Annotated in this window: 26 protein-coding genes; 11 read left to right on the plus strand and 15 right to left on the minus strand. The window is 61.6% G+C overall.

The window, feature by feature from the left end; all coding sequences use genetic code 11:
- A partial coding sequence (locus V7D69_RS07840; protein WP_333605510.1) for a GGDEF domain-containing protein occupies window positions 1-1,002 on the plus strand: 1,002 nt, incomplete at its 5' end.
- 23 nt (window positions 1,003-1,025) lie between these two features.
- Here the strand turns inward: V7D69_RS07840 and V7D69_RS07845 are convergent.
- The 5 genes from V7D69_RS07845 to otsB form a co-directional block, all read right to left on the minus strand.
- On the minus strand, window positions 1,026-1,808 hold the full coding sequence (locus V7D69_RS07845) for a sulfite exporter TauE/SafE family protein (protein WP_324060776.1): 783 nt from the start codon (window positions 1,806-1,808) through the stop codon (window positions 1,026-1,028).
- A 148-nt stretch (window positions 1,809-1,956) separates the two neighbouring features.
- On the minus strand, window positions 1,957-2,208 hold the full coding sequence (locus V7D69_RS07850) for a hypothetical protein (protein ID WP_324060775.1): 252 nt from the start codon (window positions 2,206-2,208) through the stop codon (window positions 1,957-1,959).
- Between the two features lie 218 nt (window positions 2,209-2,426).
- Window positions 2,427-3,848, minus strand: coding sequence for an alpha,alpha-trehalose-phosphate synthase (UDP-forming) (otsA, locus tag V7D69_RS07855; protein WP_324060774.1), 1,422 nt, complete (start codon window positions 3,846-3,848; stop codon window positions 2,427-2,429).
- 32 nt (window positions 3,849-3,880) lie between these two features.
- Entirely contained in the window at window positions 3,881-5,695 is a 1,815-nt protein-coding gene (locus tag V7D69_RS07860; RefSeq protein ID WP_333605511.1) for a glycoside hydrolase family 15 protein, read from the minus strand.
- Complete coding sequence (otsB, locus tag V7D69_RS07865; protein ID WP_333605512.1) at window positions 5,692-6,492, minus strand: trehalose-phosphatase; 801 nt, start codon at window positions 6,490-6,492, stop codon at window positions 5,692-5,694. Before otsB ends, V7D69_RS07860 begins: the two co-directional genes overlap by 4 nt.
- Before the next feature lie 260 nt (window positions 6,493-6,752).
- On the opposite strand from otsB, the gene V7D69_RS07870 reads away from it, so the two are divergent.
- From V7D69_RS07870 to V7D69_RS07890, 5 genes are all read left to right on the plus strand, one after another.
- Window positions 6,753-7,505 (plus strand): HAD-IIB family hydrolase, encoded by a 753-nt coding sequence (locus V7D69_RS07870; protein ID WP_333605513.1) that lies wholly within the window; start codon window positions 6,753-6,755, stop codon window positions 7,503-7,505.
- A gap of 16 nt (window positions 7,506-7,521) precedes the next feature.
- Window positions 7,522-8,079, plus strand: a complete 558-nt coding sequence (locus V7D69_RS07875) for a hypothetical protein (RefSeq protein WP_333605514.1) — start codon at window positions 7,522-7,524, stop codon at window positions 8,077-8,079.
- A gap of 86 nt (window positions 8,080-8,165) precedes the next feature.
- A complete protein-coding gene (locus V7D69_RS07880) occupies window positions 8,166-8,624 on the plus strand; it encodes a Dps family protein (RefSeq protein ID WP_324060768.1) in 459 nt (152 codons plus the stop codon).
- A 39-nt stretch (window positions 8,625-8,663) separates the two neighbouring features.
- On the plus strand, window positions 8,664-9,281 hold the full coding sequence (locus V7D69_RS07885; RefSeq protein WP_333605515.1) for a 6-phosphogluconolactonase: 618 nt from the start codon (window positions 8,664-8,666) through the stop codon (window positions 9,279-9,281).
- A 71-nt stretch (window positions 9,282-9,352) separates the two neighbouring features.
- Complete coding sequence (locus V7D69_RS07890; protein ID WP_333605516.1) at window positions 9,353-9,742, plus strand: NUDIX domain-containing protein; 390 nt, start codon at window positions 9,353-9,355, stop codon at window positions 9,740-9,742.
- A 16-nt stretch (window positions 9,743-9,758) separates the two neighbouring features.
- Here V7D69_RS07890 and dinB read toward each other — a convergent pair whose 3' ends face one another.
- The gene (dinB, locus tag V7D69_RS07895; RefSeq protein ID WP_324060765.1) at window positions 9,759-10,880 is read right to left on the minus strand and encodes a DNA polymerase IV; all 1,122 of its coding nucleotides are present in this window, start codon (window positions 10,878-10,880) and stop codon (window positions 9,759-9,761) included.
- A 92-nt stretch (window positions 10,881-10,972) separates the two neighbouring features.
- On the opposite strand from dinB, the gene V7D69_RS07900 reads away from it, so the two are divergent.
- Window positions 10,973-12,238, plus strand: a complete 1,266-nt coding sequence (locus V7D69_RS07900; RefSeq protein WP_324060764.1) for a multidrug effflux MFS transporter — start codon at window positions 10,973-10,975, stop codon at window positions 12,236-12,238.
- Between the two features lie 8 nt (window positions 12,239-12,246).
- Here V7D69_RS07900 and V7D69_RS07905 read toward each other — a convergent pair whose 3' ends face one another.
- The 5 genes from V7D69_RS07905 to crtY form a co-directional block, all read right to left on the minus strand.
- Window positions 12,247-12,393: a lmo0937 family membrane protein gene (locus V7D69_RS07905; RefSeq protein ID WP_324060763.1), complete on the minus strand. Its 147-nt coding sequence runs from the start codon at window positions 12,391-12,393 to the stop codon at window positions 12,247-12,249.
- Between the two features lie 77 nt (window positions 12,394-12,470).
- The gene (locus V7D69_RS07910; protein ID WP_442947047.1) at window positions 12,471-13,445 is read right to left on the minus strand and encodes a phytoene/squalene synthase family protein; all 975 of its coding nucleotides are present in this window, start codon (window positions 13,443-13,445) and stop codon (window positions 12,471-12,473) included.
- Between the two features lie 5 nt (window positions 13,446-13,450).
- A complete protein-coding gene (locus V7D69_RS07915; protein ID WP_324060762.1) occupies window positions 13,451-14,029 on the minus strand; it encodes a TIGR00730 family Rossman fold protein in 579 nt (192 codons plus the stop codon).
- On the minus strand, window positions 14,026-15,504 hold the full coding sequence (locus V7D69_RS07920) for a phytoene desaturase (protein WP_324060761.1): 1,479 nt from the start codon (window positions 15,502-15,504) through the stop codon (window positions 14,026-14,028). The genes V7D69_RS07915 and V7D69_RS07920 overlap by 4 nt, the downstream gene beginning before the upstream one ends.
- Window positions 15,501-16,679, minus strand: a complete 1,179-nt coding sequence (gene crtY / locus V7D69_RS07925) for a lycopene beta-cyclase CrtY (RefSeq protein ID WP_324060760.1) — start codon at window positions 16,677-16,679, stop codon at window positions 15,501-15,503. Before crtY ends, V7D69_RS07920 begins: the two co-directional genes overlap by 4 nt.
- A gap of 75 nt (window positions 16,680-16,754) precedes the next feature.
- Between crtY and V7D69_RS07930 the strand changes: the two genes are divergently transcribed.
- Window positions 16,755-17,297: a GNAT family N-acetyltransferase gene (locus V7D69_RS07930; protein ID WP_333605517.1), complete on the plus strand. Its 543-nt coding sequence runs from the start codon at window positions 16,755-16,757 to the stop codon at window positions 17,295-17,297.
- Window positions 17,298-17,371: 74 nt separating this feature from the next.
- The gene (locus tag V7D69_RS07935; protein WP_333605518.1) at window positions 17,372-18,208 is read left to right on the plus strand and encodes a MipA/OmpV family protein; all 837 of its coding nucleotides are present in this window, start codon (window positions 17,372-17,374) and stop codon (window positions 18,206-18,208) included.
- Here the strand turns inward: V7D69_RS07935 and V7D69_RS07940 are convergent.
- Window positions 18,196-18,786, minus strand: a complete 591-nt coding sequence (locus V7D69_RS07940) for a uracil-DNA glycosylase family protein (protein ID WP_333605519.1) — start codon at window positions 18,784-18,786, stop codon at window positions 18,196-18,198. The genes V7D69_RS07935 and V7D69_RS07940 overlap by 13 nt on opposite strands.
- Before the next feature lie 136 nt (window positions 18,787-18,922).
- Here V7D69_RS07940 and V7D69_RS07945 point away from each other — a divergent pair, with 136 nt between their 5' ends.
- A complete protein-coding gene (locus V7D69_RS07945) occupies window positions 18,923-19,321 on the plus strand; it encodes a hypothetical protein (RefSeq protein ID WP_333605520.1) in 399 nt (132 codons plus the stop codon).
- Here the strand turns inward: V7D69_RS07945 and V7D69_RS07950 are convergent.
- Window positions 19,256-19,936 carry an SOS response-associated peptidase family protein gene (locus tag V7D69_RS07950; protein ID WP_333605521.1) on the minus strand — a complete coding sequence of 227 codons (681 nt, stop codon included), beginning with the start codon at window positions 19,934-19,936 and terminating at the stop codon, window positions 19,256-19,258. The two genes, V7D69_RS07945 and V7D69_RS07950, sit on opposite strands and share 66 nt — an antisense overlap.
- A gap of 230 nt (window positions 19,937-20,166) precedes the next feature.
- Here V7D69_RS07950 and thiC point away from each other — a divergent pair, with 230 nt between their 5' ends.
- Window positions 20,167-22,020: a phosphomethylpyrimidine synthase ThiC gene (gene thiC, locus V7D69_RS07955; RefSeq protein WP_324064560.1), complete on the plus strand. Its 1,854-nt coding sequence runs from the start codon at window positions 20,167-20,169 to the stop codon at window positions 22,018-22,020.
- Between the two features lie 53 nt (window positions 22,021-22,073).
- Here thiC and V7D69_RS07960 read toward each other — a convergent pair whose 3' ends face one another.
- Window positions 22,074-23,123, minus strand: coding sequence for a mechanosensitive ion channel family protein (locus tag V7D69_RS07960; protein WP_324064561.1), 1,050 nt, complete (start codon window positions 23,121-23,123; stop codon window positions 22,074-22,076).
- Window positions 23,120-24,334, minus strand: a complete 1,215-nt coding sequence (gene metC, locus V7D69_RS07965; protein WP_333605522.1) for a cystathionine beta-lyase — start codon at window positions 24,332-24,334, stop codon at window positions 23,120-23,122. Before metC ends, V7D69_RS07960 begins: the two co-directional genes overlap by 4 nt.
- Window positions 24,335-24,507: the final 173 nt, after the last annotated feature.

Consider the following 24,507-nt stretch of genomic DNA (forward strand, 5'->3'; position numbering starts at 1 on the left):
GACAGGTTCGAGAGATTGTCGGCGATCTCCACATTCCTGATGGATCACGATCTGCCGGTCTGTCCGTTCACATTGGATGCAGCTCACGATATCGTAACAGGCGCCAACCCCGGCCTTCGTGCGCTTGTCGCGGTGCAGGTGGCGGAAGGTCGTCCGGTGACCATGCCGTGGCTGGAGGACGTTGTCCAAACGGAAGGTTTGCAAAATGGAGCGGCGGAGATTCACACGCTCATTCTGCGTCTCGAAACCATGGTGGATGAATTTGCGAATACTTCAAGCCTCGCGCAAACGGCCACGCGCGACTACAACTCTGCGCTTGAAGCGCATGTCGATGGACTTGCGGCGATTGACGACGGCGCGGACGTGATCGGACAAATCACTGCGCTTGCCCGCGACATGCTTACCCGCACGCGCGAGGTCGCTCGCGAATTGACTCGTTCAGAACGCGAAACTCGCACGTTGCAGAAGCAGCTTGCGGACGCGCGGGCCGAGGCAGAAATCGACCATTTGACCGGTCTGCCCAACCGTCGCGCCTTTGAAACACGATACAGCCAGGAATATGCCGCGACACGGGAAAGCCGGGAAGCGCTTTGCGTGGCCTTTTGCGACATCGACGAGTTCAAGCGGATCAACGACAAACATGGACATGAGGCCGGTGACCGCGTGCTGCGTGCGGTGGCGCGTTCACTGGCCGAGATTTCCGATGACAAGTGCCACGTTGCCCGCCATGGCGGGGAGGAGTTCGTGGTCCTGCTGCGCGACAAGTTGATAGAGGACGCTTACGCCCTGATTGACGAGGCACGTGCCGCGCTTGCCTCTCGCCGGCTAGTCAATCGTATGACTGACGTGCCGTTCGGCCGCATCACCTTTTCAGCGGGCATCGCCGATGTTCATGCCTATGCAGGCCCGCGTGAAGCCTTGCGGGCGGCCGACGATGCCTTGCTGCGGGCCAAGGAAGCCGGGCGTAACGTGGTTCTCAAGGCCGACCCGCCGGATTCATGAACAAGAAGGCGCCGCCTCGGATTCTAACTCTGCAGCAGCTTAAAACCTGACAGCGCGAGCATAACCGCCAGAAGATTGCGGATAATGGCCTCGTTGATCCGCCCCGTCATCACGGATCCCAGAGCTATTCCGGGAATGGAGCCGATGAGCAGCGATGCGAGGACGCGCCAATCCACGTTTCCAAGCCAGAGGTGTCCGAGCGCGGCGACGAAAGCCAAGGGTATGGCATGGACGATATCCGTGCCGACCAGGGAGCGGGTATTGAGGCGCAGCGGATAGAGAACCGTGAGGATCAGGGCCACGATTGCCCCAGCCCCAACCGAAGTCAGAGTGACCAGTGATCCGACGACCGCACCGGCAGCGACCGTGATGGCGAGTTGATGCCGCCGCACGCCAGGACCCAGCGCGTTGCGCACATGCAATAGCGGCTTTCGGATGCTTTTCCTGAAGGGGGTGATCGCTGCGGTCACCAGCAGCGCGATGCCGAGCAGCCGGAGCAGAAAGACGGATTCGAACTTGCCGCCAGCGCGCGAATGAAGCCAGATCACGGTAAGGATAGCGGCTGGAACACTTCCTGCGGCGAGCCGCCCGATGATCGTCCAGTCCGGTGATCCGAACTTGCGGTGCATCGCTCCGCCGCAGCTTTTGGTGATCGCGGCAAACCACAAGTCCGTGCCGACCGCGGCCGTCGGAGCGAAGCCGAATGCAAGGATCAGGATAGGAGCCATCAGCGAGCCGCCCCCAACGCCGGTCATGCCTACCAGGAAGCCGACCACCGCGCCCGCTAACGAGAAAGACAATTCCATTCGTTTGATGGCCCCCAAAAATCCCATAACACCGCCCCAGCGAGCGGTGCCGGCTGGCTTATACAGTTTTCTTGTCTGGGGGATACTTTCGTTTGTACCGCAGTGGATGTAGGATTTTTGAGCGGCGATGGATGGCGTGAGGTGGCGATCAGCTTCTGAAATGCGCCAGGATTCGGCCATCGAGCGGTTCCTTGAACCGCACAACTAAGTGGCAGGAATCCTTGCGTATGGCGATCGCGGGAAGAGGGCCAATCGCGCCGATCCACAAAGCAACGTCACCGTCGGTAACTGCAGCGAGGCCATCTGTTTCGAGGTCGCAGCCCCGGTCAGCAAGTTCGGAAATGCGCACTGCCGCCGCTTCGCGCGATCCTATGCATTCGCCGTAGAGAACCGTTGTCATATCCGTTCACACTGCCCGACGTCGGCCGGGTCCCTAATCCTGTCAGTAAATCGCCGCGGCTTCTGCCGTCTGACGTGCGGGTGTGCCGCTTCCACTCCTGTATCCGGTTTAGAGGTCAGAACAGTGGCAGACGAGTGCTAATTGCGTGACGATTGCGGGATTTGGCCTGAGATGGGCTTTTCATACGGCGGCCCGAAATCGACGGGAACGCAGGAACTTCACACGAGGTGATCGTGCGTCGGGCGCTCCGCGGTAAGGGAACCTGCCTCTCCAAACAACGCGGCTATGAACTGTTCGCGCCAATGAACGACATCTTCGTTCTGCACGGAGGCGAGCAGCTTTTCATGGCGCTGGCGCCGCTCGGCCAAAGGCATTTCCAAGGCGCGTTTGATCGTTTCGCTGACATGCTCGACCGAGTGTGGATTGACCAGAAGCGCGTCCGTGAGCTGAAGCGCGGCCCCAGCGAACTGCGAAAGGATCAATACGCCCGGATTTTCCGGCGACTGGGCCGCGACATATTCCTTGGCGACCAGATTCATGCCGTCTCGCAAGGGGGTGACCAGTCCGATATCGGCGGCGCGGTAAAACCCGGCGAGTTCTCTTCTCGAATAACCCCTGTTGACATAGCGGATCGGTACGAAGCCCACGTCGGCATGGGCGCCGTTGATGTGGCCGGTACGACGTTCCAGGTCCTCACGAATTTGCTGATAGCTGGCAACGTCCTCCCGCGATGGCGGCGCGATCTGCAAAAGGACCACATTGCCGGCCTGATCGGGATTGTCGGAAAGGAACCGTCCGAAACTTTCGAAGCGTTCGCCAAGTCCTTTGGAATAATCCAGCCGGTCGACACCGATCAGCATCTTGCGGCCGCGGATGCTGGCCCGCAGGCGATCATGCGCGACGTTCGCTTCATCGCTATTCGCACCCTCGACGAACTCGGTGTAATCGATGCCGATCGGGAAAGCGCGGGCGATGATCTTGCGTCCGTTATAATCGATGGACCCATCCTCATCCACCGTGAGCCCCATTTCCCTTTCCACATAATGCAGAAAGCTGCCTAGCCATTCGTCGGTCTGGAAACCGATCACGTCATATTCGAGCATTGAGGAGACCAGTTGCTCGTGCAGCGGCAGGGAGACCAGCAGGCGCGCGGGGGGCCACGGCGTATGGAGAAAAAGGCCGATCCGGTTTCTCACCCCTTTTTGTCGCAATATCGAGCCGAAGGGTAGTAGGTGATAGTCGTGGACCCAGACCAGATCATCGGGTTCTATCAACGGCAAAACCGAATCCGCGAAGCGCGCGTTGACCCGCTCATAACCTTCGCTGAAATTGCGGTCATATTCGGTAAGGTCGATGCGGTAGTGAAATAGCGGCCACAGGGTGCGGTTGGCATAGCCGTTGTAATATTCCTCTATATCCTGCGGCTCCAGGTCGACGGTGGCGGTGGTGACATCCTCATTCCGCTGCATATTGAGATGGCCGGTGAACTCTTCCGTTTCCTGACCGGACCAACCGAACCAGATGCCGCGATGCTCGCGCAGCGCGGAACTTAGCGCTACAGCCAGCCCGCCCTGCGCGCCCGGCACCCCGGCGGCCTGGGGCACGGACACGCGGTTGGAAATCACGATCAGCCTGCTCATTCACGAGTTCCCCGTTCAGCTTTTCGGCGAATTTAGCGCCAGTCCCGCCAAGACCGGGACAGCTGTCCGGCACAATTGATTATGCCCACTAGCGAATAGGTCTGCGGAAAGTTCCCCCACAGTTCGCCGGTCTCGAAATCCATGTCTTCGCTCAAGAGGCCGGATCGTGTCCGGTGTTGCAGCATCGCCTCGAACAAGCGGCGCGCCTCTTCGTCCTCGCCGCTGCGGTGAAGCGCCTCGATCAGCCAGAAGGTGCAGATGTTGAACGCAGTTTCCGGCAATCCGAAATCGTCCTCGCTATCATAGCGCAACATGTGTTCGCCTCGTCTCAGCGCTTTCTGCACCGCTCTGAGCGTGGCCTGGAACCGCGGGTCGTCAGCCGCGAGATAGCGCAATTCGACCATTTGCAGCAGGCTGGCATCGACCTCCGATCCGCCGAAGGTGGCGACGTAATGCCCGCAAGCGTCATGTCCTTGTCCCTGATACCAGGCTGCTTCATCGATGTGTCGGCGAACGACGTCAGCGCGTTCGCGCCAGATCTTTGCGCGCTCGGCCCGGCCAAGATGTTCTGCGGCATTGGCGAGCCGGTCGCAGGCAGCCCAACTCATTACGGCGGAATACGTGTGAACGGCGGTGCGCGTGCGCAACTCCCACAGGCCGGCGTCAGGCTGATCGTGTGTGTTCCAGGCCATCTCGCCTACTTGTTCAAGGCTTGCGAAATCGTCCATGTTGGCGATGCGCAGCAGGCGCTGGTCGGAAAATGCCTGGATCGATGGCAGGACAATCTGGCCATAACAATCGTTCTGCACCTGATAATAGGCGGCGTTGCCCACGCGCACCGGTCCCATGCCGCGATAGCCCGCCAGGTTAGCCGCTTCCCATTCAATGATCTCCCTGGCGCCGCTGACGGCGTAGAGCGGCTGAATTGCCCCGCCTTCAGCGTCATCGACGATGTTGCGCAAGTACGCGAGATATTTTTCCAGCACGTCGAGCGCGCCCAGGTGATTGAGCGCCTGCACGGTGTAATAGGCGTCACGGATCCAGCAGTAGCGATAGTCCCAGTTGCGCAGGGAGCCGGGCGCTTCCGGGATCGATGTGGTAAGCGCCGCGACGATGGCGCCCGTTTCTTCGTGTTGGCACAATTTCAGTGTGATGGCCGCGCGGATCACCGCGTCCTGCCAGTCCAGCGGTGTTGCGAGCCCGCGCACCCAAAGCCGCCAGTAATTGCCGGTCAGTTGCAGCATGGTCTCCAGATCATGTTCGACGTTGCCGCTGAACGGCTCGTCCGGACCCAGGAAGAAATGCAGCGCGCGCTCGATCCGAAAAAAGCGTTCGTCAAGCAGGTAGCCGATCGGGGCATCCGTGGTCAGGCGCATGGTATTGCGCTCGACAAGGTAGCGGATGTGGTTCGAGCCATGCGTTGTCTGGGCAAGCTGTGCGCCGTAGCCGCTCATCGGCGTCAGGATGGTCCGAATGCGGGGAGAGCCCGAGATGGGCCGTACGATGCGGACGAAGGCGACGGGGCGATACACGCGTCCGCCGCGTTGGAAGCGCGGACAGAAATCAAAGATTTCCACGGCGCCGCCGCTGGCATCCTCGAGCTTCGTGACGAGGACAGGGGTGTTGCGCAAGTATTGCTGCGTGGCCGATATCTGGTTTTCCAGCTCGAAACGCCATGTCCCGGCATCCTGCCCATCATCCCCTCGCATCAATGCGCAAAAAGCGGGGTCGCCGTCGACGCGTGGGACGCAGCCCCATACCAGTGCGCCGCGGTGGTCCATAAGCCCGCTGACCTGACAATTGCCGATCGGCCAAAGTTCCAGACTGCTGCGATAAGGCTCGTTCATGCCTCTTCGCCCGCAATGAGGGCTGAGCTTAGCCAGCTGTGCACAGCGGCGACGTTTTCCAGGCGCCAGCGTGCCGCGGTGGGCCGCATATGGCCTACGAGCACGCCTCCGCCGCCGAAACCTATGACGGCGTGAAACGCGTCCTCATCGGTCATATCGTCGCCGACAAACTGCGGCAAAGTGCCCGCAAACTCGGGGCGCTCCATGAACTGGATTACGGCATTGTCCTTGTTCGATCCAGGCATGACCAGTTCGATCACCTGCTTGCCGTGCTTCACCGCCAGGCCATATTCGGATGCGATACCTTCGGCACAGGTGAGAAGGTTGTCGAACACGGATGGATGGCGCCGATAATGGACGGCCATGCTGAAGGGTTTGGCCTCGACCAACAGGCCACCGTTCGCCTTCGCAAAAGCCACCAGCGCTTCCGCGACCACCGCGGGCAGCGGTTCAGCGAGTGCGCGCACTGCGTTGGAGCCCGCTGGTCTAAACTCGCCCCCGTGAGAACCGGCCACAGCGACAGGCAAGGGGCCCAACAAGGCATCAAGCGCGGTGAGCGAGCGGCCGGTAACGATCGCGAGCCGGCCGTCCAGGCGGTCGGCAAGCTCCTTTATCATTTTGGGCAGACCGTTTGGCACCACGACCTCATCCGGCCTGTCGGCAATATCGACAAGAGTGCCGTCGAAATCGAGGAAAAGCGCGGTTTGAGGCGCAATTCGCAATGGCGGGGGCGGGGGAAGATCACGCTGGGCGGTGGCTTGTTCCGCCAGCGATAGGCTATCGCTCGGATCGGTCATTGCAGTTAGTCTTGCACCTTAGATAATGAATGGCCACCCCGAGGGTCCCGCGATGATGGCAGTTGCGATGTCTTGCGCGACCTGTGGGACCGGGCGATGGATCGAACGATCCGTCTGCGGACAGGTTCCAGAGTGTCACGGTTGCGAATCCGAAATCGGCATGACATCTGAGCCTGCCAGAGATGGTGGATCGCGCGAGCAATTGCGCTACGCCTGAAGTGCGTCGGCAACAGAATCGCTTTTTACGCGAAAGGTTTTGAATGAAGAATATCGTGGCGTTCGATCTCGACGGAACCCTGGCGCTGAGCAAGCAGCCGTTGACGGATGAGATGGCCGAACTGATGGCCCAGCTTCTGACCGTGGCGCAAGTCGCGGTAATCTCGGGCGGGGATTGGCCTCAGTTTGACAAGCAGGTGGCCAGCCGCCTGCCGGCTCACGCCGACCTTTCCCGCCTTTGGATGATGCCGACCAGCGGCGCTAAGCTCTATGTCCATCGCGAGGGCGGATGGAACCCCGTTTATGCAGAGCTTTTCACCGAAGCGCAGAAGCGCAAGATTCTCGATGCTTTCGATGCGGCTCTGGCCGCCACGGGCTTTACACCCGAAGAGACTTGGGGTGAGCGGATAGAGGACCGCGGCAGCCAGATCACCTTTTCGGCATTGGGCCAGCAGGCGCCGCTCCATGCCAAGGAAGTCTGGGACCCGGACTTTGCGAAGCGCAAGGTGATTCAGGCCGACCTTATCCGGCGTCTACCGGATGTCTCCATCAATCTGGGCGGGGCGACCTCAGTGGATGTCACTCAACCAGGCGTGGATAAGGCTTGGGGGCTGAAGCGCTTAGCCGAACACAGCGGCGTGGCACATGTCGACATGTTGTTCATAGGCGACGCAATCTTCCCCGGCGGCAACGACTATCCGGCCAAAGCCATGGGGCTCGACACCATCTGCGTTCGGGACCCCAGCGATACCGCCAACGTCATCGCTACGATCGTCGCCTGTCAAAAGACCGCCTGAGGCACGGCGAGAAGCGGTGCCGGCATTTTACCTGACGCTGATGGCCGTGCTTCTGGCGGGCATCGGCGCGCGCGATCAGGTCATCGTGGCCGGACTGACGCAAAGGCAAGGCGCGCGGCCGGGCGTGCTGATTGTGGCCCTGCTGTCGGCAGTCTTGGCAGGGGCCCTCGCGGGATGGGCGGCGGCGTTGATGCTGGCCGAATTGCCACCGCCGGCTCGCCAGATCTTCGCCGCCATTGCGCTTGGCTTGGCCGGATTGGAGTCGATGGCGTGGGCGCCGCGCCCCGATCCACGCGAACCGACCAACTCGCTCGGGGCGCTGTTGCTGGTGCTGTTGATGCACCAGATCGCAGATGCGCCGCGCTTTCTGGTCTTCGGCATGGGAGTGGGGCTTGCAGGCCCGGTTCCAGCCGGTCTGGCCGGCGTGCTGGGAGGATCGGCACTGGTAGCTTTCGCGTGGTTTCAGCCACATCTGTTTTCCACGCCTGCAGCGCGGTGGACACGGCGGATCGTCGGTGCGGCGCTGGTGCTTGCGGCTTTGGCGGCGGTCCTTGAGATATTCAACCTTGTCTGATCGGAATTTGCTATCGAACCTGTCCTTCCGATCCGCGTTGTGAATCGCCAGAATGTTCACGACGCACCACAAAGGAAACACGCACCATGGCTGCTAAGGACAACTCGAAAGCCGCGCTTATAGACAGCCTCAACGGGTTGCTGGCGGATACCTTCGCGCTTTACGTGAAGACCAAGAACTTCCACTGGCACGTGCGCGGCCCTCAATTCCACGATCTCCATCTTCTGTTCGACGCGCATGCCACAGAAATCTTCGCGCTGACTGACCTGATAGCGGAACGTGTGCGCAAGCTGGGCGGCAGGACCTTGACGTCAATCGGTTCCATCAGCGCCAAGACCACCGTCAAAGACGAGGATGATACGAACCTTAATGCCATGCAGATGGTCCGCCAGCTGTTCGAGGATAATACCGCCTATGTGGCGAGGTTGAAGGCGACGAAGGAACTGGCCGGCGAGGCGGGAGATAACGCCACGGACGGTATTATCGACGATTGGACCGATCAGGCCGAACAGCGCGCCTGGTTCCTGCGCGAAATTCTGGCCTGAAGCGTTTCGCGCGGCGTGGGGGAGTGCTACATCTCCCGCATGCCCAGGCTGGAAATGATTGAAAATGCCGACGAGGCGGCGATCGCCGCATGGTTCGCCCAACGTTTGCGTGCCGCCCTGGCTACCTCGCCGGAAATCGCGGTGACAGTGCCGGGCGGCTCGACGCCGTTCCCGATCTTCGACCGGCTGGTGCGGGAGGACCTGCCATGGGAGCGGGTATCCATCTGGCCGGGCGATGATCGCATGGTCAATGAGGATCATCCTGCCAGCAACATCGGGAGGATTCGCGCCCGGTTTGAGCCGTTGGGGGCCACGACCGTTGCGCTGTCCGAGGATGCGCAGCCGCCGCACTTTGCGATCGCCTGGCTGGGTATGGGCGCTGACGGACACGTGGCCTCGCTATTTCCGAACACCGATCCGAAAGCCAATGATTCTTGGCCGGTGCGTCGCCTGACTCCCGATCCGCTTCCACCTGAGGCGCCGTTTGATCGCTTGAGCCTGACCATCCCCGCGCTTACTGACAGCGACGAGATCGTTTTTGTGATTCGGGGACCTGAAAAGCGGGCCACGTTCGAAGCAGCGGCGGACGGTAAACATGACCTGCCAGTCGCACGCCTACTGCGCGCGGCACGACACAAGGTGACGTGTTTCTGTTAAAGCAGCTGCCCGCACCGGTCCACCAGACGCTCTATCGGCTCGCGTACAGGGTCAGGCGACGGATATGGCGCGTGCGACGTCGGAAGGTCGAGGGCGTGCGCGTGTTGGCATTCGATGCATGCGGCCGCATCCTGCTTGTCCGTCATTCCTATGGATCGGGAACATGGATGCCCCCCAGCGGCGGCCTGCGCCGCGGCGAAGATCCGCTGGGTGCCGCCGTGCGTGAATTGAGGGAGGAGACCGGATGTGCCCTCCTTGATCCACGTCTGCTTGCGGTAACCGAAGAGTATCTGCAAGGCGCCGTCAACCGAGTGCACGCTGTCATCGGCGCGACGTTCGATCGGCCGCAAGCGGATGGTCGGGAAATCGTTCAAGTGGGCTTCTTCGCGTGCGACGCATTACCGGAACCGATGTCCATGCGCGTGTCCGAATATCTGCAGGTGTGCGCAGTGCTGAGATAATGGAGATATTCCGGGTTCACAGCAGCGACAGCTGGCCATCCTTTTCCCGCGCTACCTGTCGCTCGCCCTGTTCCAACGCCGACAGGGTCAGACCCATAAGACGGATCGGCTGGGGTAGGGGCATCAGGTCCTCCAGCAAGGCGTGACCGATCGTGGAGAACTCGCTTTTTTCGGTTACGAAATGGGGCAGCGATCGGGCGCGGGTGAGAGTTTTGAAGTCGGCGTAGCGCAGTTTGAGCGTGATCGTGCGGCCGCGTCCCTGCGCACGCTCGATACGTTCCCATACTACATCGACAATGTGATCCATGGTTTCGCGCAGCGCTTCCGGCTCTTCGATGTCCTCAAAGAACGTGCGCTCTCCGCCGATCGATTTCCTGGGGCGGTTAGCTCGTACCTGCCGTAAGTCCACGCCTCGGGCGGCACGATAGAGGTATTCGGCGAAGCTGCCGAAATGGGCCCGCAGGAAGGCCAGGTCCTTGGCGACCAGGTCCGCGCCGGTCTCTATGCCCAGGCGCGCCATCTTCTCTGCGCCGCGCGGCCCCACGCCGTGAAAGCGGCGTACTGGCAGCGCGGCGACGAAAGCCGCACCCTCGTTGGGGCGGATCACGCAAAGACCGTCGGGCTTGTTCTGGTCACTGGCGAGCTTGGCGATGAACTTGTTGTAGCTGACCCCGGCGCTGGCCGTCAGGCCCGTCTCGGCCTTGATGCGGCGGCGGATATCCTCCGCGATGCGAGTGGCCGAGCCGATGCCTTTCAGGTCGGCGGTCACGTCGAGATATGCCTCGTCAAGCGAGAGCGGTTCGACATGCGGGGTGTATTCCAGGAAGATCGCGCGGATCTGCTCGCTCACTTGCCGGTATACGTCGAAGCGAGGCTTGCGAAAGATCAAGTCGGGACACAGCCGCACCGCACGCGCCGAAGGCATGGCAGAGTGCACGCCGAATGCCCGCGCTTCATAACTTGCCGCTGCCACCACACCGCGCCCTGACGAGCCGCCCACCGCCACAGGCTTGCCGCGCAGATCAGGATCGTCGCGCTGCTCGACGCTGGCGTAGAAGGCATCCATGTCGATATGAATGATCTTGCGCAGCCCTCCTGCTTCTCCCTCCCCGTCCGATTCTGCCTCGCGCGTCGACATGATGGTCCAACATAGTCCCGCGTGAGGAAAAAGCGCTATCATTCGGCTCAAACCGCTGGCCAAGCGTTTCAGCTTGCGGCATGCGGGCGCGAATGGATTCCCCTACGGACAGGCCAGTCGACTTTCCTTTACATCAAGTCGAGTTTCTCGCGATGATGGCGGCTTTTCAGGCCCTGCAATCGCTTGCAATCGACGTGATGCTGCCCGCGCTGGGCGTGATCGCGCGCGATCTCAATGTTGTCGATCCCAACGTACGCCAGCTTGTGATTGGCGTGTTCATGATAAGCAGCGGCATTGGGACTTTGGTGCCCGGCGCCCTGGCCGATCGCTTTGGGCGCCGGCCGGTCGTCTTGACGGGGCTTTGCGCCTACGCCCTGTGCTCGATTGTCTGCGCGGTCGCCGGCAGTTTCACGCTCCTTCTCGCGGCACGCGCGCTGATGGGGCTTTTCAGTTCGGCGATGATGGTCATGCCGATGACGATCCTGCGCGATCGTTACGAGGGCGATCAGATGGCGCGCACGCAGTCGCTGATATCGATGATCTTCATGATTGTGCCGATGATCGCGCCGATGCTGGGTCAGACCGTGCTGTTCATAGCCGGCTGGCGGTGGATATTCGGGATCATGGCAGTGGTCGGCGCGGTGGTATGGCTTTGGACCCTCGCGCGGTTGCCCGAAACACTGCGAACGGAGTTCTGTCAACCGATCCGACCCTCCGTCATCGGCCGCAACATGGTCCAAGCGCTTATGCAGCGCGATGCCTTCGGCTATTATCTGGGGGCGGCCTTCGTGCAGGGGGCGCTGTTCGGGTATATCAACAGCGCTGAGCAGCTAGTGGGCGAACATTTTCGCCTGGGTCTGCTGTTTCCGGTGGCTTTCGGCATGATGGCAATGGTCATGGCGAGCACGAATTTCGCCAATTCCCGCATTGTCGAAAGGTTCGGCGCCAGGCGCGTCTCGCATACGGCCCTATTGATGTACATCGTCATTGCCGTAGGGCACCTCATCCTCGCGGAGCGCGGAGAAGGTTTCTGGACATTCGCTCCATTGATGACGGCCAGCATGTGCATGATGAGCTTCATTGGCGCGAATTTTCAGGCCATCTCGTTGCAGCCTTTCGCTCGCTATGCCGGGGCGGCGGCTTCGGTAATGGCATTCGTCCGGGTGATAGTAGGGGCCGTTCTGGGCGCCGCGATCGGTCAAGCCTTCGACGGCTCACCGCGTCCGTTAATGGCGGCGATGCTTGTTTGCGGGATCATCGCTCTGGCGCTGGTGGTCTATTCTGAGCGGGGCCGGCTGTTCCGCCGCGTGAACCCTCCAGGCTTTTATAAGAACGTGCTGTCTTCGACCACGCACTGAAGGGGGCGCTATACGCGCCGCCCTCTGAAAAGCTGCACGAGGCCGACTATGATCGCAACCACCAGCAGCAGATGAATCAGCGCCCCAGAAACCTTGAAAACAAGGAAACCTAGCAGCCACAGGATGAACAGAATGGCGGCGATGGTGAAAAGCATGGCATCCTCCGGGTTCTTTATACGAAGCACAACGCATCGCAACGTTTGCGGCTCCCGAAGCGAGCAATCCTTGCCGTTCAGGGATCAACCGTTGCCACGATCGCACTCGCCAACTCCCCGCGTGAGAGTGGCAGGCGGGGTGCGGGAAGCGGTTGCCGGTGGGATTCGGTAAAGGCGGCGGCCACAAGGCCCATTTTCTCCAGGGCGCCGGTGCCGATCCGCTGGTCCCAGGCCCGCGCGCCCAGTTGCTTAACCTTGTGGTCAATCGCACCGTAGATGTTAGCGGCGGAAAGCACGGCCCAGCGTTGCCGGAAGGCGAGCCGGGCGGCACCGACGCGGGCCGAAGCCCTGTATTGGCCCGCAAGAGCGCAAACGCGCGCCACTACTGATACCAGCGCCGCGCGATTGCGCAGACTGGCGATTGCGCAGGGGTCTATGCCCGCCTCGGCCAGCCATTCCGCCGGCAGATAGCAGCGCCCCGTTTCATGATCTTCCCATACGTCCCGCGCGATGTTGGTGAGTTGGAAGGCGATGCCGAGATCGCAGGCTCGGTCGAGAACGTCCTCGTCGTCCGGGGGGACGCCCATGACAGTCGCCATTATTACCCCCACCGCACCGGCGACATGATAGCAATATCGCAGCATGTCTGCCTCCGTGCGGGGGCGCCATCCGGCCGCATCCAGAGCAAAGCCGGCCAGCACATCCTCCACCATGGCAGGAGATAGCGGTACTTCGCGCATAAGCTGGCCAAGCGCGTCAAACGCGACGGTGCCGGTTTCCTCTCCGGCCTGGGCCAGCTCCGTGAGCGTACGGATGGTTGCAAGCCGGTTTTCGGGTGCGAGCCTTGTGCCAACTGTCGCATGAACTATCGTCCGGCCGTGCTCCTGCTCATCGGCGATATCGTCGCAGGCGCGGCACCAGGCGTAGAGCAGCCAGACCCGCTCACGCGTGGTGCGATCAAACAATCGGCTGGCGGCTGCGAAGCTCTTCGAGCCCTTGCGGATGGAACCACGCGCGGCGGCGACCAGAGCGGCGCGGTCATATTTCACCATGACTATCAGAGTGTATCCGGGTTCATTTGCGCAATCGATGTGACCGGCTCATGCCCGCGCATCCGCGTCAGCAGGAGGTCCAGCTCGCTTTCGGCCATGATGATGCCCTGGTGCTGAGGTCGCACGAAGCCGACTTCAGCCATGTGGCGATTGAATTCCAGCAATCCGTCATAAAAGCCGCAGGCGTTGAGAATGCCGATCGGCTTGTTGTGATAACCCAGCTGCGCCCAGCTTACCGCTTCCCACAGCTCATCCATCGTGCCGACCCCGCCGGGCAGAACGAGGAATCCTTCGCAAAGTCGGGTGAAGGCCGCCTTGCGTTCGTGCATCGTGGAAACGATCGTTAATTCACAATCATGGTTAGCTACTTCACCGCGCACCAGGGCTTCGGGAATCACTCCAATGACCTCGCCCCCCGCCGCCAGTGCGGATTCAGCCAGCGCCCCCATCAGTCCTAACTTGCCACCGCCATAGACGATCCCGATGCCCAGCCGGGCCAGCGCTGCCCCGACTTCGCGCGCCAGGTCAATGTAGCATGGATCGGCTGGGGTGGCAGAGCCGCAATAGACGGCAAGACGTTTCAACGCAGGTCCTCCAGCATGAGTTTCGCGGTCGCCTTGGCACTTCCCACGACGCCGGGAATCCCGGCGCCGGGATGCGTTCCGGCGCCCACCAGATACAGGTTCTTGAGTTTGTCGTCGCGATTGTGGCCGCGGAAATAGGCGCTTTGCGTAAGGAGCGGTTCGAGACTGAAGGCATTGCCTTTCCATGCGCCAAGGTCCGCCTCGAAGTCGGGCGGGGCGTAATGGAACTTGGTGACGATGCGGTCATCGATGTCGGGAATCAGGCGGCGACCCACTTCCGCCAGCACGCGACGTTCCAACTCCGGGCCGACCTGGCCCCAGTCGATCGGCAGCTTGCCCCGGTTGGCGACTGGCACCAGCGCATAGAACGTGCTCTTGCCTGGCGGCGCCATCGATGGATCAGTGACGGTGGGATGGTGGAGATAAACGGCAAAATCGCGCGGGAGCACGCCATGCTCGAAGATGTCGTCCAGAAGCCCTTTGTAACGCGGACCGAACAGGACGGTGTGGTGGGGGATGCCGGGCCACGTTCCTTCAAGTCCGAAATGGACGATGAATAGGCTGGGGGAGAAGCGCTTGCGCGCCAGCCGCTTCGCCATATCCTGCCCCCGCCGATTATCCGCGAGCAGATCGGCGTATGTATGCATAAGATCGCCATTGCTGGCGATGGCATCGAAACGTTGTTTCCAGCCGCTTTCGGTTTCCACTTCGGTGACGTGGTCGCCCAGCGTCTCGATACGCACAGCCTTGTCGCTCAGCCGGATTTCACCCCCCAACCGCTCGAACAGGCCGGCCATAGCTTCCGCCAGTTTATTAGTGCCGCCTTTGGCCCACCACACGCCGCCGTCCTTTTCCAGCTTGTGGATCAGTGCGTAGACCGCGCTGGTGGTCATCGGATTGCCGCCCACCAACAGTGTGTGAAACGAAAGCGCTTGGCGCAGGTGCTCATCCTTCACGAAATGCGAGACCATCGAATAGACGGAGCGCCAGGCTTGATAACGCGCCAGCGCGGGCGCCGCCTTTACCATGCTGGCGAAATCGAGGAATGCTTCGTGCCCGAGTTTGACGTAACCTTCCTGCCAGACGGCGGCGGAATAACGCACGAATTCATCGTAACCAGCAAGATCTTGCGGCGCGACGCGGCTGATTTCGCGAAGCAAAGCAGGCTCGTCGTTCGAGTAATCGAACACGGTCCCGTCAGTCCAGTTGAGCCGGTAGAAGGGCGAAACCGGCATCAGTTCGACATCGTGCGCCATTTCATGGCCGGAAAGGGCCCATAGCTCGCGCAGGCAATCCGGGTCAGTGATGACAGTGGGGCCGGCGTCGAAAGTGAAGCCGTCACGCTGCCACACATAAGCGCGCCCGCCCACTTTGTCGCGACCCTCTATCAGAGTGGTGTCAATGCCGGCGCTCTGCAGGCGGATGGCAAGCGCTAGTCCCCCAAATCCTGCGCCGATGATGCAGGCCCGCTTCATGCAAGATCCGCCAGTGGACGCCCGTATCCCGCCAGGCTGGCCAACGCGGCGGTCACTGACACCGGTGGTTTGCCTGCCAATATGCGCAACCGATCGGTCAGAGTGGATTGACCGGCGTAGAAACGTTCAATCAACGGCTCCGGCAAGCGATAGAAACGCTCCAGCACCCGCCAGCGCACGTCGGGGCGGGCCGCGCCGAAGAGCATACGGCTCAACATTCGATAGAAGCGCCCCCGGCGCCAGTGATCCGCGACCCATGCATGGCTGGCCCTTTCTAGGCTGCTGCCGGAGAAGTTGTCGAGCGTTGTAAGATGCAGGGCAAATCTTACCGCTTCGGGAAGGGAATATGAGGTCAACGGATGAAGCAGGCCCGCGCCCGCGCCGGCGCGGGCCACTCCATTACCTCCAGCCGCCCAGAAGGCGTCGAAATCGCCCGATGCGATTACGGGCAGTACGCCGGTTTCCTCATAGCTGATCGTCTCGACCTGCCAGCCTTGTAGTGCGGCATAGTTGGCAAGGCGACGGCCCAGCTTGGGAACGTCAAGCATCGGAGAATCCGAGTAATACGTGTCCTCGACAAAGATTTCGGTGGGCGAAAAAGGCAGGCAGTAAATGAAGTGGTAGCCGTCTGCCTGCTCGACCCGCCCGTCCATCACGATGGGTGCGGTAAGTCCGTGCGGCGTGCTCAGGCAGAGCATGCGGCCAAGGAATTTCTGCCATCCTCCTCCCATATGCGGCAGGCCGTTGCTGCCGCGCGCATCAATCACGCCTCGGGCGGCGATCCTGCGTCCGTCGCCAAGCGCGACCGTCACCGGCGTCGCTGAAACCACTTCCACGCCCGTCAGCACGCAGCCAGGCGGCAGCGTGGCGCGTACGGCCAGATCGAGGCGTTCGCTGGTCACACTGCGATAAGGGGTCGATAGCGCGCGCGAAAAGCTGGGAAAGTGCACCGAATATCCGTCCCACCGTGCAGCTATCATCGGCTCCACCAGGGCTTGGGCGGTCGATGGAAGGTCGCTGGCGAAGAATGACCAGATATGATGGCCGCCCAGTTTTTCGCCGCGTTCCACGATCATCACGCGCAAGTCGGGTCGCCGCGCCGACAGGGCCAGGGCGATCAACCCTCCCGCCAGCCCGCCTCCCAGGATCGCGATATCGCAGGTGTCCGGTTGCATTGTTTTCTCGTTTAGGGATCGCGTGGCCATGCTGCAACTTGGCTTCCATGTTGCTTTGCGGCATTGTCATATTTGATGATGGACGAACTGATGATCTGCGACGCGTTGCTCGACGATGCTGCGGCCGTCACGAAAATCTATGCGCATTATGTACTTAAAAGTACGGCGACGCTCGAAACCGAACCGCCGGATGAAGCCGAATGCCGACAACGGATTCGCGACGTGCTTGGTGGCGGTTATCCCTTTCTGGTCACGCGGGACGGTGCTGGACAAGTGTTGGCGTTCGGATTTGCCCGTTCCTACAGTCCGCACGCAGGCTATCGCTATAGTGTGGAGACATCGATTTATGTCCGGCCGGATTGTCTGGGTCGTGGCATCGGCAGCGGATTGTTGGCGGCGGTAATCGACGCTTGCGAGGAGCGGGGCTACCGCCAGGCTTTCGCTGTGATTGCGGCCTCCGAACCGGCCTCGGTCGTCCTGCATGCACGGGCAGGGTTCTTTCCCGTTGGTACGTTGACCGGGGCGGGGTGGAAACATGGACAATGGATCGATGTTTTCCTTATGCAGCGCAAGCTGGGGCTGGGCAATGAGACTTTGCCCAGTGGAGGGACGGGTTGATACCGGACAATCGGGGAGCGCTTCGGCAACTTTTGGATAAGCCGGGGCGTTGGGGCTGGCAACAAGGAGCTTCCATGCGCGCCCTGCCAGCATCGATCGCGATAATAGCTACGGTTCATGCCTTGCCCGCAGCCGCGCAGGACCAGCCCGCCAACGTATTTGACCGCGATCACCTTACGGTGGCGGTCGCGGGCGTCTATACGCCGAGCTATGATGGTTCCAACGATTACGTCTTTTCCCCCGTTCCGATGGTGGAGGGTAAGGTTCACGGCATCGCCATCACGCCGCGCCCCGCGGGGGTGGCGCTTGATCTGATTCCCGATAGCCACGATTCGAAGATCGGCTTTTCGTTCGGGCCGATGGGGACAGTGTCATTCAACCGCAACCGGCGGATCGTGGATCCTGTGGTTCGGGCCGCGGGCAAGCTACGCGCTGCGATCGAACTGGGTGCAAGCGGAGGCGTGACAGCTCGCAAGCTGCTCGGCGATCACGATTCGCTGACCTTGTCGGCTGACGTGCAATGGGACGTGAACGGTGCTTACAAAGGCATGACCTGGTCTCCCGCGGTCAGTTACGTCACCCCGGTGAACAAGGCTGTGTTGGTGATGCTTACCGTCAGCGCACATCACGCTGATGGCGATTATGCGCGCTATTATTATTCGGTAAGCCCGGCGCAAAGCGCTGCGAGCGGGCTGCCTCAATATCGGGCAAAGGGTGGATGGGACAGCCTGAGCGCCGGCGTGATCGCAGGCTGGAACCTCTCCGGCGATATGCGCAACGGCGGCGTTTCGCTCTTCGCCGGCGCCGGATACACGCACATGCTGAACGCGGGCAGGGACACCCCTTACACATCCGTTCGGGGCGATCCCAATCAATGGCTCGGCGGCGTAGGCGCTGCTTATACCTTCTGAAGCGCCGCGCTTATGCGCTTGCGCAGGGCGGGCAGCACTTCCTTCTCGAACCACGGATTGGCGATCATCCACATTCGGCTGCGCCAAGCGGGATGTGGCAGCGGAAACAGTCCCTCTGGAGCTTGAGACCAGCAGCGTACCGCCTCCGTCAGGTTCGGCGCAAAGCCCTTCGGAAGATAGAGTTTCTGGGCATATTGGCCGACGAGTAGAGTGAGGTGCACGTCAGGCAGTGCGCTGCGCAACACGCCGTGCCAACGCGGCGCGCACTCGCGCCGTGGCGGCAGGTCGCCACCATTGCCCTTGCCCGGATAGCAAAATCCGCTTGGCATGTGGGCGACCTGCGCAGGGTCGTAGAATGCCTCTCGTGAAAGACCGGTCCAGTTGCGCAACCTGTCCCCGCTGTCGTCATCCCATGCCTTGCCGCTGGCGTGAACCTTGCTGCCCGGCGCCTGGCCTATGATAAGGATGCGCGCTTCTTCGCCTGCCTGAACCACGGGGCGGGGGCCATGGGGCAGGGTCGGTGCACAGAGGCGGCAGCCGCGAATTTCTGTCAGCAGCGATTCCAGAGTGGATGACATCGGTTGGAGATGGCGCCGCGTGAAAGCGGACGCAAGGTTTGGCCGGTGATGCGAAGATCCGGGTAAAACCCAGCCTTTACGAGATGCTGATGCCGGTCCATTCTTTCCCGAATGATAAAGGGGATTGGAGGACTGAATGCCTGATCTGTCATTAGCGCCGGCATGGACTGCATTGTTCCTCGGGCTTTTTGCCCTTTTCGCCGGGGTGGGGGAACTCAGGAAGCCTGGACACTGGCAGAAGCTGATCGAGGAGATCGCGGCTTCCCCGGCGCTGCAATTGGTGACCGGCCTGCTCGAACTGTTTCTGGGCGCGGTGATCTACCTCGCCAACCCGTGGGCTTCCTACGATTGGCTTTCCAGTCTCCTCAGTGTTGTGGGTGGGCTGATGTGCGTCGAAGCGCTGGTAGTCGTCGCCTTTTCCGATGTGTATCTGGCTTTCTGGGTGCGCCGCTTCGGGCCATTGTCGAAGCTATGGACTTGGTGTTCGATCCTGATTGGTCTTGCGCTGATCGCGATGAGCGCGCTCCATTTCTGACATCTCCATGAGCGAGGAGGAATAAGGCGCGATCAATTTTTGAGCCCGGTCCCAGCTACCATGCAGCCAAAGGTCGCGCGCGGTCGGATCGGGCGAGAGTATCACCGGCATAGTTTCTCGTCCCGCCGTCCGCAACGTTGCGTTCGCCTTGCAGGAGAGAAGCGCAAAGCCGGGGATCTCGCTGTCTTTCCATACGGCTGCCATGACGAAAACCGGCTGATCGGTGCAGGAAAACCAGCACTGGCGCCGCTTGCCGTCCTTAGGCGAAGAGCGGCCCCATTCCATAAATGCCGTGGCGGGGACCAGGCAGCGAAACTCGCTGTTCCTAAGATTGCCGATCCAGAACGGGCTATCGGGATTGCGCACGGTCAAGATGTTTTGTCCTCCCGCATCGAGCATGGAGAACGGAGGGGGCACGCCCCAGAGGCGGGGAACCATGCGTGCTTCCAGGGGGCGACCGGCAGGACGCGGACCGGCGATGAACTCACGGCCGGCGGTTATGACGGGCGCAAAGCGGCCGGGTGCGACATGCCCGCCCGCCCATGGATCGTCTCCCGCCCGAGCGCCGAAGGCGCGGCTAACCGCGTCGGCAGTGGCATCCAGGCGATAGAGCATCGGCATCTTTGCGCATGAGCCTAGACGGGCAGCAATCGCCCGTCTATTGTCCGCCGTCGAACCCCGGGGAGGCAGCCGCCCACATCGACGTTTCGAATGTGGGCAGAAAGCCTGAGAGGTGCGGGTATGCTCCGCACGACCCGTCGAACCTGAACCCGTTAGCACGGGCGGAGGGAGTGGACCGCCGCGTGCGGGCAATCCGCTTTCGATCCGCCCCAGGAGAGAAGCGCATGGCGGACATCAACTCAAAGCTCGAGATCGGCGTCACCACCGGCCCCATCCGCGGATCGCGCAAGATCCACGTCGGCGACCGGCGCGTCGCCATGCGCGAGATCAGCCTCGAGCCTTCGAGCGGCGAACCGTCGGTGCGGGTTTATGACACCTCCGGCCCTTATACCGATCCCGAAGCCGTGATCGACATTTCTGCCGGCTTGCCGCAGCTCCGTCGCGAATGGATCATGGCGCGCGGCGATGTGGAGGAATACGGCGCGCGCGAAGTCAGGCCGGAGGACAACGGCAAGCTCGGACCGGACCGCTCGGGCGGCGTCCCGGCGTTTCCAAATGTGGTTGAGCGTCCTTTGCGCGCGAAGGCGGGCATGAACGTCAGCCAGATGCATTACGCACGGCGTGGAATCATCACGCCCGAGATGGAATACGTCGCCACGCGCGAGAACCTCGGCCGCGAGATGCTCAAGGATTACGTGCGCGACGGACAGGACTGGGGCGCGGCCATCCCCGATTACGTCACTCCCGAATTCGTGCGCGAGGAAGTCGCACGCGGCCGTGCCATCATTCCGTCCAATATCAATCACCCCGAAAGCGAGCCGATGGCGATCGGCCGCAACTTCCTGGTCAAGATCAACGCCAATATTGGCAATTCGGCCGTCGCTTCGGATGTGGCGAACGAGGTCGACAAGATGGTCTGGGCGATCCGTTGGGGCGCCGACACTGTCATGGACCTTTCGACGGGGCGAAACATCCACGACACCCGCGAGTGGATCCTGCGCAATTCTCCAGTTCCGATCGGCACCGTGCCAATCTACCAGGCGCTCGAGAAGGTCGGCGGCATCGCCGAGGAACTGACCTGGGAGATATTCCGCGACACGCTGATCGAACAGGCCGAGCAAGGTGTCGATTACTTCACGATCCATGCTGGCGTTCGGCTGCCCTACATCCCGCTGACCGCCAAGCGCGTAACCGGCATCGTCAGCCGCGGGGGCTCAATCATGGCCAAGTGGTGCCTTGCACACCACCGGGAGTCGTTCCTTTACGAGCACTTCGATGAGATCACCGAGATCATGAAAGCGTACGACATCGCCTACTCGCTGGGCGATGGCCTGCGTCCCGGCTCGATCGCCGACGCTAACGACGAGGCGCAGTTCGCCGAGCTTTACACGCTGGGGGAATTGACGAAGCGCGCCTGGGAACAGGACGTGCAGGTGATGATCGAAGGCCCTGGCCACGTGCCGATGCACAAGGTCAAGGAGAACATGGACAAGCAACTCGCCGCTTGCGGGGAGGCGCCATTCTACACTCTCGGGCCGCTCGTGACGGATATTGCGCCGGGATACGACCACATCACCAGCGGCATCGGCGCCGCCATGATCGGCTGGTACGGCACGGCGATGCTCTGCTATGTCACGCCTAAGGAGCACTTGGGCCTGCCCGATCGCGATGACGTGAAGGTCGGCGTGGTGACTTACAAACTCGCCGCTCACGCTGCCGACCTCGCCAAGGGCCACCCCGCCGCCAAAGTTCGCGACGATGCACTGAGCCGCGCCCGCTTCGAGTTCCGCTGGCGCGACCAGTTCAATCTCTCGCTCGATCCCGACACCGCCGAGCAGTATCACGATCAGACCCTCCCTGCCGAGGGCGCCAAGACCGCGCACTTTTGCTCGATGTGCGGACCCAAGTTCTGCTCCATGAAGATCACTCAGGAAGTCCGCGACTTCGCGGCGAAACAGAACCAGGAAAGCACCGGCTTCCTCGCCGCCGAGGATGCGGAAGCCGGAATGGAAGAGATGAGCAAGATCTACAAGGAAAAGGGCAACGAACTCTACCTGCCTGCCGACCCGGCGGAATAGGCCAGCTCTGTCCTGGCTTGTTTGGTAAGGAAAAGGCCCCTTTCGCCGCCGCTCTAACCTTCCCGCAGCGCCTTTAGCAGCGCGCGCAGGGCTTCGCTGTTGCGCAGGGTGAGGTCGCGCTGGGGGAAGGGGATTTCGATGCCGTGTTCGTGGAAGAGGCGCCACAGCGCCTTGAGCACTTCCGAGCGAACGTTGCCGATCCCTTCTTCCGGGTCCGTGATCCAGCAATGGATGACGAAATTGACGCTGCTCTCGCCGAAGGAATCGAGCCATACCGTGGGCGGTGGAGTTTTGAGCACCCGCTTTGCGGCACGCGCGGCCTCCAGCATCAGTTCTTCGGCCTTGGCGATGTCTGAGGAATAGGCCACGCCCACGGGGACCTGGATGCGCACGTTCTTGCTGGAATAGGACCAGTTTTCCACCTGATTAATCATCAGGTTCTCATTGGGGATCAGGTATTCTTTCTGATCGCGCGTGGTCAGCGAAACGGCACGGATACCTATGCGGCGGATCTGGCCGAAGGTGTACTTGCCGCCCTGGTCGGTTATGGCGATCACGTCGCCCGGCTTGATCGACTTGTCCATCAGCAGGATGATGCCGGCGATCAGGTTGCCGAAAGTCTTCTGCAGGCCGAAGCCGATCGCCAGCCCAAAAGCGCCGGAAAATACCGTCAGCGCCGTCAGGTCGATGCCGAGCACGTCAATGCCGACAAGGATGGCGATGACCCATATGCACAGACCCACCATCTTCTCGATCAGCAAGCGCTGCGTCAGATCAAGGCGGGTAGCGCGCGAGATCAGGCGGTGAGCCAGCTTGCTTGCCGTCCACGCCACCGTGAGCACGATGACAAGGACGAGCATGATCACCACCATATCCCAGACCGAGACGCGCGTGTGGCCGACCTTCACCGCCAGACTATCCAGCGTATCGATCACATCGCCTATCGACTCGCTGCGCGCCGCGACCACGTTCTTCAGTCCTTCAGCGCCGGCGACGGGTTGTTCGACCACCACTTGCGTTACGGTGGCGGTCGGCGCGGGGACTGCAGTGCCGGTATCGAGCGGTGGCGGCTGGCTGGCCGCGGCGGTCAGCAGACCGATCATCCGGCCGCCCAAGCGATGAGCGCCTGCTCGATATCGGCGATCAGGTCATTGGCGTCTTCCAGCCCGATCGCCAGTCGCACGCCATGACGGTCACGCGCATCGCCGGGCGCGGGCGGCCAGGCCATCCGGTTGCGGTAATTCGCTGGCTCAATCGGCAATGCGAGGCTTTCGTAACCACCCCAGGAATAGCCGATGCCGAACAGTTTAAGCGCATCGACGAAGCGATTGCGTGCCGCCGCTGTCCCACCCTTGAAGACAAAACTGAACAATCCGCATCCACCCATGAAATCGCGTTTCCACAAATCGTGCCCCGGCGCGCCGGGCAGCATCGGGCAGAGCACTTGCGCCACTTCCGTCCGCCGCGACAGCCATTGCGCGATCTGCAGCGCCGCCTCGGTTTCGTGCTGGAGGCGCAAGTGCAGCGTTCTCAGGCCGCGCAAGGCTAGCGCCGCGTCGTCAGGTGAAACCACTGTGCCCAGTTGCTGCGCACGCTGGCGCAGGTGGCCGTAAAGCTCCGGCCCCGCGCTGGCGCTGCCCATCATCAGGTCGGAATGGCCGCCGACATGCTTGGTCAAGGCCATCACCGAAATGTCGATGCCTTGCTCCAGCGCCCGGAAGCCGAGCGAGCTGGCCCAGGTATTGTCCAGCACCGACACCGCGCCGCGGCTGCGGGCGATCCGGGCCAGTTCCGGCAGATCGCAGATTTCCATGGACAGACTGCCGGGCGCTTCCAGCAGCACGGCGCGCGTGTGCTCGCAAAACAGCGCTTCATAAGCGCCTATGTCTAAGGGGTCGAAAAAGCGCGGTTCGATGCCCAGATCGCTTAGCAGGCCCTTTCCTATTGTGCGCGTGGGATCATAAGCATTGTCGCTGATAAGCACGACGTCACCCGGCTTCAGCAGCGTCAGCATGACTCCGGCAATGGCCGCCACGCCGGAGGGATAAAGCACTGTGCCCTCCGCGCCCGCTTCAAGCTCGGTCAACGCTTGGCTAAGCGCCCATTGCGTGGGCGCGCCGCGGCGGCCATAGAAAAAACGCCCATCCTCATTGCGGCGCGGTCCCTCGGCCAGTGCCGCGGTATTCTCGTAAAGGTGCGTGCTGGCGCGCCAGACCGGCGGATTGACGACCGGGCCGGTCCATTCCTTGCGACGTCCAGCACTGACAATCCGTGTGCCGGTTGCTGCTGTTCTCGATTTGTCCGTATTGCTCAAGGTGTTCTCCGCTGTCAGCGGAAGAAACTAGCCCGCCGCACGGATATGGTCGAGGGGCAAGAGCGTCGTTCGCCTCGCCGTCTCGATCTCACGCGCGGAAAGGTTGGCGAAATCGCGCGGTCCGGTGTCAAGCCGCAACAGTGTCATTCCTGCGCCGTCCCCCGGAATGCCGA

This window comes from Novosphingobium sp. (assembly GCF_036733805.1).
Taxonomy (GTDB): domain Bacteria; phylum Pseudomonadota; class Alphaproteobacteria; order Sphingomonadales; family Sphingomonadaceae; genus Novosphingobium.

Bases quoted from the DNA above. Each gene is read 5' to 3' on its own strand.
- V7D69_RS07950 (WP_333605521.1), bottom strand. From the start codon at position 19,936: ATGCTCTATCGCCTGGATGCCACTGCCGACGCGGTTAGCCGCGCCTTC.
- dinB (WP_324060765.1), bottom strand. From the start codon at position 10,880: ATGTCGACGCGCGAGGCAGAATCGGACGGGGAGGGAGAAGCAGGAGGG.
- V7D69_RS07960 (WP_324064561.1), bottom strand. From the start codon at position 23,123: ATGATCGGTCTGCTGACCGCCGCGGCCAGCCAGCCGCCACCGCTCGAT.
- V7D69_RS07850 (WP_324060775.1), bottom strand. From the start codon at position 2,208: ATGACAACGGTTCTCTACGGCGAATGCATAGGATCGCGCGAAGCGGCG.
- thiC (WP_324064560.1), top strand. From the start codon at position 20,167: ATGGCGGACATCAACTCAAAGCTCGAGATCGGCGTCACCACCGGCCCC.
- V7D69_RS07945 (WP_333605520.1), top strand. From the start codon at position 18,923: ATGCCTGATCTGTCATTAGCGCCGGCATGGACTGCATTGTTCCTCGGG.
- V7D69_RS07860 (WP_333605511.1), bottom strand. From the start codon at position 5,695: ATGAACGAGCCTTATCGCAGCAGTCTGGAACTTTGGCCGATCGGCAAT.
- V7D69_RS07845 (WP_324060776.1), bottom strand. From the start codon at position 1,808: ATGGAATTGTCTTTCTCGTTAGCGGGCGCGGTGGTCGGCTTCCTGGTA.
- otsB (WP_333605512.1), bottom strand. From the start codon at position 6,492: ATGACCGATCCGAGCGATAGCCTATCGCTGGCGGAACAAGCCACCGCC.
- V7D69_RS07920 (WP_324060761.1), bottom strand. From the start codon at position 15,504: ATGAAGCGGGCCTGCATCATCGGCGCAGGATTTGGGGGACTAGCGCTT.
- crtY (WP_324060760.1), bottom strand. From the start codon at position 16,679: ATGCAACCGGACACCTGCGATATCGCGATCCTGGGAGGCGGGCTGGCG.
- V7D69_RS07935 (WP_333605518.1), top strand. From the start codon at position 17,372: ATGCGCGCCCTGCCAGCATCGATCGCGATAATAGCTACGGTTCATGCC.
- V7D69_RS07900 (WP_324060764.1), top strand. From the start codon at position 10,973: ATGGATTCCCCTACGGACAGGCCAGTCGACTTTCCTTTACATCAAGTC.
- V7D69_RS07885 (WP_333605515.1), top strand. From the start codon at position 8,664: ATGCCCAGGCTGGAAATGATTGAAAATGCCGACGAGGCGGCGATCGCC.
- V7D69_RS07940 (WP_333605519.1), bottom strand. From the start codon at position 18,786: ATGTCATCCACTCTGGAATCGCTGCTGACAGAAATTCGCGGCTGCCGC.
- V7D69_RS07930 (WP_333605517.1), top strand. From the start codon at position 16,755: ATGATGGACGAACTGATGATCTGCGACGCGTTGCTCGACGATGCTGCG.
- V7D69_RS07910 (WP_442947047.1), bottom strand. From the start codon at position 13,445: ATGGTGAAATATGACCGCGCCGCTCTGGTCGCCGCCGCGCGTGGTTCC.
- V7D69_RS07880 (WP_324060768.1), top strand. From the start codon at position 8,166: ATGGCTGCTAAGGACAACTCGAAAGCCGCGCTTATAGACAGCCTCAAC.
- V7D69_RS07905 (WP_324060763.1), bottom strand. From the start codon at position 12,393: ATGCTTTTCACCATCGCCGCCATTCTGTTCATCCTGTGGCTGCTAGGT.
- V7D69_RS07870 (WP_333605513.1), top strand. From the start codon at position 6,753: ATGAAGAATATCGTGGCGTTCGATCTCGACGGAACCCTGGCGCTGAGC.
- otsA (WP_324060774.1), bottom strand. From the start codon at position 3,848: ATGAGCAGGCTGATCGTGATTTCCAACCGCGTGTCCGTGCCCCAGGCC.